Annotated in this window: 9 protein-coding genes; 2 read left to right on the forward strand and 7 right to left on the reverse strand. The window is 74.8% G+C overall.

Annotated elements, in window-relative coordinates:
- The 6 genes from VF202_07460 to VF202_07485 all read right to left on the reverse strand — a co-directional run.
- Positions 1–550, reverse strand: a 550-nt coding sequence (locus VF202_07460) for a metalloregulator ArsR/SmtB family transcription factor (protein HEX7039929.1), incomplete at its 3' end; no start/stop codon positions are given.
- 164 nt (positions 551–714) lie between these two features.
- Positions 715–936, reverse strand: a complete 222-nt coding sequence (locus tag VF202_07465; protein HEX7039930.1) for a hypothetical protein — start codon at positions 934–936, stop codon at positions 715–717.
- 153 nt (positions 937–1,089) lie between these two features.
- Complete coding sequence (locus VF202_07470; protein ID HEX7039931.1) at positions 1,090–1,353, reverse strand: hypothetical protein; 264 nt, start codon at positions 1,351–1,353, stop codon at positions 1,090–1,092.
- Positions 1,354–1,505: 152 nt separating this feature from the next.
- On the reverse strand, positions 1,506–2,612 hold the full coding sequence (locus VF202_07475; GenBank protein ID HEX7039932.1) for a prephenate dehydrogenase/arogenate dehydrogenase family protein: 1,107 nt from the start codon (positions 2,610–2,612) through the stop codon (positions 1,506–1,508).
- Between the two features lies 1 nt (position 2,613).
- Positions 2,614–3,630 carry a 3-deoxy-7-phosphoheptulonate synthase gene (gene aroF, locus VF202_07480; protein ID HEX7039933.1) on the reverse strand — a complete coding sequence of 339 codons (1,017 nt, stop codon included), beginning with the start codon at positions 3,628–3,630 and terminating at the stop codon, positions 2,614–2,616.
- 348 nt (positions 3,631–3,978) lie between these two features.
- A complete protein-coding gene (locus VF202_07485; GenBank protein HEX7039934.1) occupies positions 3,979–4,722 on the reverse strand; it encodes a gamma-glutamyl-gamma-aminobutyrate hydrolase family protein in 744 nt (247 codons plus the stop codon).
- Positions 4,723–4,821: 99 nt separating this feature from the next.
- Here VF202_07485 and VF202_07490 point away from each other — a divergent pair, with 99 nt between their 5' ends.
- Together VF202_07490 and VF202_07495 are read left to right on the forward strand one after the other, a co-directional pair.
- Positions 4,822–6,036: an adenylosuccinate synthase gene (locus tag VF202_07490; protein ID HEX7039935.1), complete on the forward strand. Its 1,215-nt coding sequence runs from the start codon at positions 4,822–4,824 to the stop codon at positions 6,034–6,036.
- Positions 6,033–7,214, forward strand: a complete 1,182-nt coding sequence (locus tag VF202_07495) for an alpha/beta fold hydrolase (protein ID HEX7039936.1) — start codon at positions 6,033–6,035, stop codon at positions 7,212–7,214. The genes VF202_07490 and VF202_07495 overlap by 4 nt, the downstream gene beginning before the upstream one ends.
- Before the next feature lie 19 nt (positions 7,215–7,233).
- Here the strand turns inward: VF202_07495 and VF202_07500 are convergent.
- The coding region (locus VF202_07500) for a hypothetical protein (GenBank protein ID HEX7039937.1) at positions 7,234–7,462 on the reverse strand (229 nt) is incomplete at its 5' end.

Below are 7,462 nucleotides of genomic sequence, written 5' to 3' on the forward strand. Positions count from 1 at the left end.
GCGGCGGGTTCCAGGCCATGACCTCGCCCCAGCTGCACTCGGTGCCGTCCCTGGCGACCTCGACGATCCGCCCGCCCACGCGGCCCTCGAACCTGACCTCCGCCACGTCGTCGCCGGCTATCGAGTGCGTGGCCGTGGGCCACCACTCGCCGATGCGCCCGGTGAACAGGTCGAACGCCGCCTCGACGGGCAGCGGTACCGTCCTCGTCTTGACCACGGGGGCTATCGCCTCGGTCGTACTCCGCATCTCGTGCTCCTTCCGCGCGGCCGCCTCGAAGGCGTCGAGCGCGTCGTCCCACAGCTCCTCGAACCAGGCGCGCAGCTCCGCCAGCCCCGCCGCGTCCGCGCGGTAGACCCGGCTCGCGCCCTCGCGCTCCGCCACGACCAGCCCGGCGTCGAGCAGCACGCGCAGGTGCTGGGAGACGGCCGGGCGGCTCACGGGCAGGGCGCTGGCGAGCCGGCCGACGGGGCTGGGACGGCGCAGGACCATCTCGAACACGCGCCGGCGCGTGGGGTCCGAGAGCGCCGCGAGCCTGTCGATGGGCTGCATGCCAGTATCGTAAGTGTTGACTTACCGTAAGTCAACACTTACGCCGCGCCACCGGGCGCGGAGGCTCCGCAGGGCCGCATGTCACCGGCCGGCGGCGCCTCACACGTGGAGCGGGCGCCCGGCGCCGCGAGGAAGGACCGTCGCGGGGGGCACCTGGCGGCGGCTCACACGTCCAGCGGGCGCCCGCCGAGGTGCCAGCCGCCGCAGTACTTGCACTGGTAGATGCCCTTGTCGTGGCCGTACTGCAGACGGACGAGCGCCTGCGCCTCCAGCGCCTGACGCTGGTTCAGGTAGCGCGTCTTCCGCTTGCAGGCGCGCTCCTCCAGCTCCCTCAGCTCCTCGGGCGAGGGCCGGCGCCGGGGGCGGTTCCTGGCCTTCCTCCCCACGCCCCACATCGTCGCACGCGCGAGGGCGCGGCCTCCTGGGTCGGGGAACGGCATGCGAGACCGCGCGCGGCTCCACGTACGCCGGGGCGGGCCGTCGGCGAACAGGGTGCGCCCTCCGCCGCCGGGTCCGGCCTTCGCGGGCCGACGCGCTCGTCAGGACGCGCCCCGTACGTCCCCCGGCGACCACGACCCGTTCCTACCGCCCGACCAGACCGCGCCCGCCACCGGCGGGCGCGCCGCCACGGCCGCCGCCACCTCCTCCAATGGCACGCGGTAGGCGAAGCGGGTCTTCAGGTACCAGACCTCGAGGCCGAGGCGGGCTCGTTCGGGGTCGCCCGGGGGTATGCCCAGGCGCTCGGCGTACTCCGCCGCCCTGTTCACGGCCAGGTCGAAGAGGGCGTCGCGCGGCGCGGGCACGCCCTCGAGGATACGCGGGGCGTCAGCGTCCGCGGGGCCGCGGGGCCGAGGCGTCGACGGGGTCGCCACGCCGAGGGCGCCGCGCTCGCGACGGAGGACCGGCGCGGGCGTCGCACGGCGGCACCGCGCTGCCGCCGGGGGCCAGGTGGCCCTCAGCCGCCGTTGCGGGTGCGCACCCTGTAGCCCAGCGCCTCGAGGGCGCGTCGGCCGGCCTCCTGCGCCGCGGCGTCCTCGAACGCCAGGCGCACCGCGCCGCCCGACTCCCGGACGCCGAGGACCTCGATGTCCTTGATGTTCACGTTCGCGGCGGCGAGCGCCGCCGTGATGCGCGCGAACTCGCCGGGCCGGTCGAGCACCGCCACGACGAGCTCCCAGCGCGAGGCGAGCAGGCCCCGCTTCACCACCGGGACGGCGTCGCGGGCGCGCTTGGCGGCCGCGGCGCGCTCCAGCAGCGCCTCCGGGTCGTCGAGGGCCTCCTCGAGGTCGGCTAGAGCGCGCCTGAAGGCCCGCAGCGCCTCGCGGACCGGTCCGGCGTTGTCGGCGACCATGTCGCGGCTCATGCGCGGGTCGCCGCTGGCGACGCGGGTGAGGTCGCGGAAGCCGCCGGCCGCCAGGAGGGCCTTGAGTGGGCGGTCCTCGCCCTCGTCGATCAGCGTCGTGAGCGCCACGGCGGCCAGGTAGGGGAGGTGGCTGACGGCGGCGACGAGCTCGTCGTGCTTCTCGGGGGTCGTCTCGATCGCCCGCGCGCCCAGCCCCGCCACGAGGCCGCGCACCGTCTCCAGCGCCGCCGCAGCGGTGGCCGCCACGGGCGTGAGTACCCAGACGGCGTTCTCGAGGAGGCCGGGGTCGGCGTTCACGACGCCGGCGCGCTCGCTGCCGGCCATGGGATGGCCGCCCACGAAGCGCCCCGGACCGCCCGGCCAGTCGACGGTCGTCACCGCCTCCACGACCGGCCGCTTGACGCCGCCGACGTCGGTGACGACGGCCGTGGGCCTCAGGTGGGGGAGGAGCGCCCTGGCCAGGTCGGGCAGCGCCCGCGTGGGCGCGGCCAGCACCAGGACGTCCACGTCCGCCAGCCAGTCGCCGGGCTCGAGCCGCGCCTCGTCCACGGCGCCCAGGCCCAGGGCCGCGTCGAGGGCCTTCGCGTCGTGGTCGAAGCCTATGACGCGCTCGAACAGGCCGTGCTCCCGCACGCCCAGCGCCACCGAGCCGCCGATGAGCCCGACGCCGGCAACCGCCAGCGTGCGCCCCGCGCTCACGTCAGAGCGACTTCCCGAGCGCCCGCACCACCGGCTCGAGGCGCGCCATCAGCGCCTGGAACTCGGCCTCGTCGAGCTGCTGCGCGGCGTCGGACCTCGCCTCCTCCGGCCTCGGGTGCACCTCGACGATGATGCCGTCGGCGCCTGCGGCCGCGCCGGCCAGCGCCAGCGACGGCACCAGCGAGCGCTTGCCGGCGGCGTGGCTGGGGTCCACCCAGACGGGCAGGTGCGTCAGCTCCTTCAGGACGGGCACGGCGCTCACGTCGAGCGTGAAGCGGGTGGACGTCTCGAACGTCCTGATGCCCCGCTCGCACAGGACCACCTGGGGGTTGCCCTGGCTGAGGATGTACTCGGCGGCCTGCAGGAACTCGTTCACCGACGTCGACATGCCGCGCTTGAACAGCACGGGCTTGCCGGAGCGCCCCACCTCGGCGAGCAGGGCGAAGTTCTGCGTGTTCCTGGCGCCCACCTGCAGCATGTCGGCGACGCCGGCCACCTTCTCGACCAGCTCGGGCGTGGTGACCTCGGTGACGATGGGCATCCCCGTCGCCGCCCGCGCCTCGGCGAGGATCTCGAGTCCCTGCTCGCCGAGGCCCTGGAAGGCGTAGGGGGAGGTGCGGGGCTTGTAGGCGCCGCCGCGCAGGACCTGGGCGCCGGAGCGCCGCGCGATGTCCGCCGCCCGCAGGGTCTGCTCGCGGCTCTCGACCCCGCAGGGCCCGGCCGCGACGACGAACCTGCCGTTGCCGGTCTTCACCCCGCCGATCATCACGAACGAGTCGTCGTGCCTGAACTCGCGGGAGGCCAGCTTGAACGGCTTGGTGATGCGCACGACGGTCTCGACGCCCGCGAGGCCGGCGAAGTGCTCCCTGAGCTCCTCGGTGGGCGACGGGCCGATCGCGCCGATCAGCGTGCGCGACTCTCCCTCGCTGACGTGGGGTGTGAAGCCTAGGCTCCTTACCTCGTCGATGACCTTCTCTACCGACGCCTCGTCGGCGTCCTTGCGCATGACGATGACCATGGGCCCTTCTCTCGCGCTGAGTGGGCGGGGCCGGCGAGGCCCCGCGGGTGGTGCGCCCTGGTCCGTCCTCGTCGTTCAGCGGGGGAGACCAGCGGGCGCGGGGGTGGCGGTCAGGCGGAAGTAGCCATAGCCGTCTTCCACGGCACCACCTCCTCGGCGCGCTGGTGACATGCGCGGAAGTGTACTACCGCGGCGGCCCCGCGCGTCAACGGGGGAGGGACGTGCGGCGGGCGCGAGGAGGGGGTGCGAGGCGAACGTAGAGCCCGGCCGACACGAGCCGGGGAGGGTGCCGACCGTGCACCCTCACGGCGCGGTCGGGCGAGAGACCGCCGGCGCGCACGTGCGGTGTCAGCGCGCCGGCTGGGGCACCGCGGCCTCGACCAGCACCCGGAAGGGCGCGAGGTGCTCCGCGAAGCGCTCGAACATCATCTCGGGGTGCCACTGCACGCCCACGGCCAGCGGACCGGACTCGGCCTCGACGGCCTCGACGACCCCGTCTCCCGACCGGCCCACGGCCCTCAGGCCCGCCCCCACCTCGGATATCGCCTGGTGGTGGTAGCTGTTCGTCCTCACGCGCGTGGCGCCGTAGGCGGCGGCCAGGCGGCTGCCCGCCGCCAGCTCGACGTGGTGGAGGGGGAAGCCGCGCGGGTCGGCCTGGTCGTGCTGCTGGGTGCCGGCGACGCTGGGCAGGTGCTGGTGCAGCTTCCCGCCGTGCGCGACGTTCATGACCTGGCAGCCGCGGCAGACGCCAAGCACCGGCTTGCCGGCCTCGCGGAACGCGGCGTAGAGCGCCAGCTCGAAGGCGTCGCGCTCCGGGTCGACGGACCCGAGGTCGCGGTCGGGCGCGGCGCCGAACAGCTCCGGGTCGACGTCGCCGCCGCCGGTGAGCAGCAGGGCGTCGGCGGCGCTCGCGTAGGCGGGCGCCAGCGCCGGGTCCAGCGTGGCGGCCATGAGCGGCAGCCCGCCGGCCAGGGCGACGGCCTGCGAGTAGTTGCGTCCCGTCAGCGAGTCCTCGCGGCGGAGGGACGTCGCGCGCGGGACCGTCGACGTGGTGAGCAGCACCGTGGGCCTGGGGGCGGCGGGCGTGGTCATGGACCTAAGGTTACTCTTACGTCGCCCGGCCGGAGGGGCGGACCCGACGTCCGCGACAGCCGTCGGGCGGCCGCGCGGGGCGCGGCCCGAGGAGGCAAGGTGCCTGGCATCGCGGTCCTTGGCGCGCAGTGGGGGGACGAGGGCAAGGGCAAGGTCGTCGACGCCCTCGCCCACGACGCCGACGTCGTCGTGCGGTTCTCCGGCGGCGCGAACGCCGGCCACACCGTAGTCGTGGGCGGCGAGGTCTACAAGCTCCACCACCTGCCCTGCGGCACGCTGCACGACAGGCCCGCATCGGTGCTGGGCGGCGGGATGGTCATCGACCCCTGGGAGTTCGTGCGGGAGCTCGACCGACTGGCCGACCGTCGCGACCCCGGCGAGGTGTGGGTCTCGCACGAGGCGCACCTGGTGCTGCCCCACCACCGCAAGAACGACGAGGGCGGCGGCTTCGTCGGCACGACGGGCCGCGGCATCGGGCCCGCCTACTCCGACAAGGCGCGCCGCGTCGGCGTGCGCGCCGGCGACCTCGTCGACGAGTCCGTGTTGAGGGAGCGTCTCTCCCGCCTGCTCGAGGCCAAGCCGAACTCGACGGCGCGCGTGGGCTGGACGAGCGTCGACGCCGCCATGGCCGAGCTCGAGACCGTGCGTCACCGCATCGTGCCGCTGGTGCGCGACACCGGCGCGCTGGTCAGGGAGGCGCTGGCCGCGGGCAGGCGCGTCCTCTTCGAGGGCGGCCAGGGGACGATGCTCGACCTCGCCTACGGCACCTACCCCTACGTGACGAGCAGCCACCCCACCGTGGGCGGCATCCTCGTGGGCGCGGGCGTGAGCCACCGGGCGCTCCACCAGGTCTACGGCGTCGTCAAGGCCTTCACCACGCGCGTCGGTCACGGACCGTTCCCCACCGAGGTGCTCGACGACGTCCTGGCGCTGCGCCTGCGCGGCAGCGGCGAGCGGCAGTGGGACGAGTACGGCACGACCACGGGCCGCGCCCGCCGCGTCGGCTGGCTCGACCTCGCGCAGCTCGCCTACGCCTGCGAGATCAACGGCTTCGACGGCCTGGTGCTGACCAAGCTCGACGTGCTCTCCGGACTCGACCCCGTGAGGGTCTGCGTGGCCTACGGCGAGGACGGGAAGCCCGTCTACCGCGACCTGCCCGGCTGGGGCGACCTCAAGGGCCTCGGCACGCGCGAGGCGCTGCCGCCCGAGGTCCACGCCTACCTGGGCCTCATCGAGGAGGTCACGGGCACGCCAGTGGTCATGTTCTCCACCAGCCCCGACCGCGCCGACACCTTCGGAAGGGTGGGCTGGTGAGGCGCGTGCTCGTCGCCGCCCTGGTGCTCCTGGCGTTGGCGGCCGCCGCGGTTCTCGCGCTCGGCTGGGTGTTCTCGAGCCGCGTGATCGTGCCGGCGCCCTACTCGCTGATGCCCGAGTTCGAGGTCGTGGACGCCGACCCCGGCCCGCCGGCCACGGTGACGCTGCCGCGCACGCCGCGGCCCAGACAGCACGCGAACGTCGACGTGAACGGCACGTACGCCCTGCTCTGGGACGGCGGCTACGGGCTCCTCGGCGAGGTCGTCGCGGACGACGGCGACCGGGTGACGCGGCGGCTGGAGCTCGTCGAGGGGGAGCTGCCCGCCGCCGGCGCGCCCGCGCGCATCGACGACTTCGTGTACCGCCGCGACCCGCTGAGGGACCTCGGCCTGACGTACGAGGAGCTCGAGCTGCGCGGTCCCGTGGGGTCGGTGCGCGCCTGGTACGTGCCGCCGGCGCGGGAGGACGCGCGCAGCCGCACGGGCGCGCTGGTGCTGCACGGCCGCCGCCGCGGCGAGCTGATCGAGACCCTGCGGTTCATCCCCGCCCTCCACGACCTGGGCCTGCACGTACTGGCGCAGTCGTACCGCAACCACGACGCCTCCGACCCCAGCCCCGACGGCCTCTACCACTACGGCGCCAGCGAGTGGGAGGACGCCCTGGCCGGCGCCCGCGAGCTGGCCGCGCGCGGCGTGGACCGGGTCGTGCTGTTCGGCGTCTCGATGGGCGGCGCCGTGGCGCTCGAGGCCCTGGAGCGCTGGGGACCGGACCTGCCCGAGGTGATCGGGCTGGTGCTCGACTCGCCGCTCGTTGACCCCTACGCGACGGTGGAGCTGGGCGCCGTGAAGGCCGGCCTGCCGGCGCCCGCGCTGCTCACGCGCCTGGCGCTCAAGGTGGCGGGCTGGCGCACCGGCGTCGACTTCGGCTCGCTGGTGCAGGCGCGTTCGGCGGCCCGCGTGCCGGTGCCCGTGATGGTCGTGGCCGGCACCGCCGACAGCACGGTGCCCATCGCCTCGGTCGACGAGTTCGTCGACGCCCTGCGCGTGCCGGTCACGTACCACCGGCTCGAGGGCGTCGAGCACGTCGAGGCGTGGAACCGCTCGGGGGCTGACCGCTACGCCGCGTGGCTGCGCGCGTTCGTGGCCAGCCTCGAGGTGAGGGCCGCGGCGGGGGGTTAGCTCCCGGTACCGCCCCCGGCTAGCTCCCCGAGCCGAGCCGCACGGCCGGCAGCACCTCGACGGAGTCGCTGAGCGGCCACGACTCGTCCCCCGGGTACACCACGTAGGCCGTTCGCAACATCAGGTCGGAAAGCGCGTTCCAGAACCCCTTCGTCACCGTGGGGGACAGGGAGTACTTCATCTCGTAGCCCACCCGTTCCCTACGCCTCCCTTCGACCACCAGGTCCAGTTCCGCGCCGGCCGCGGTC

Source organism: Trueperaceae bacterium (assembly GCA_036381035.1).
GTDB lineage: Bacteria > Deinococcota > Deinococci > Deinococcales > Trueperaceae > DASRWD01.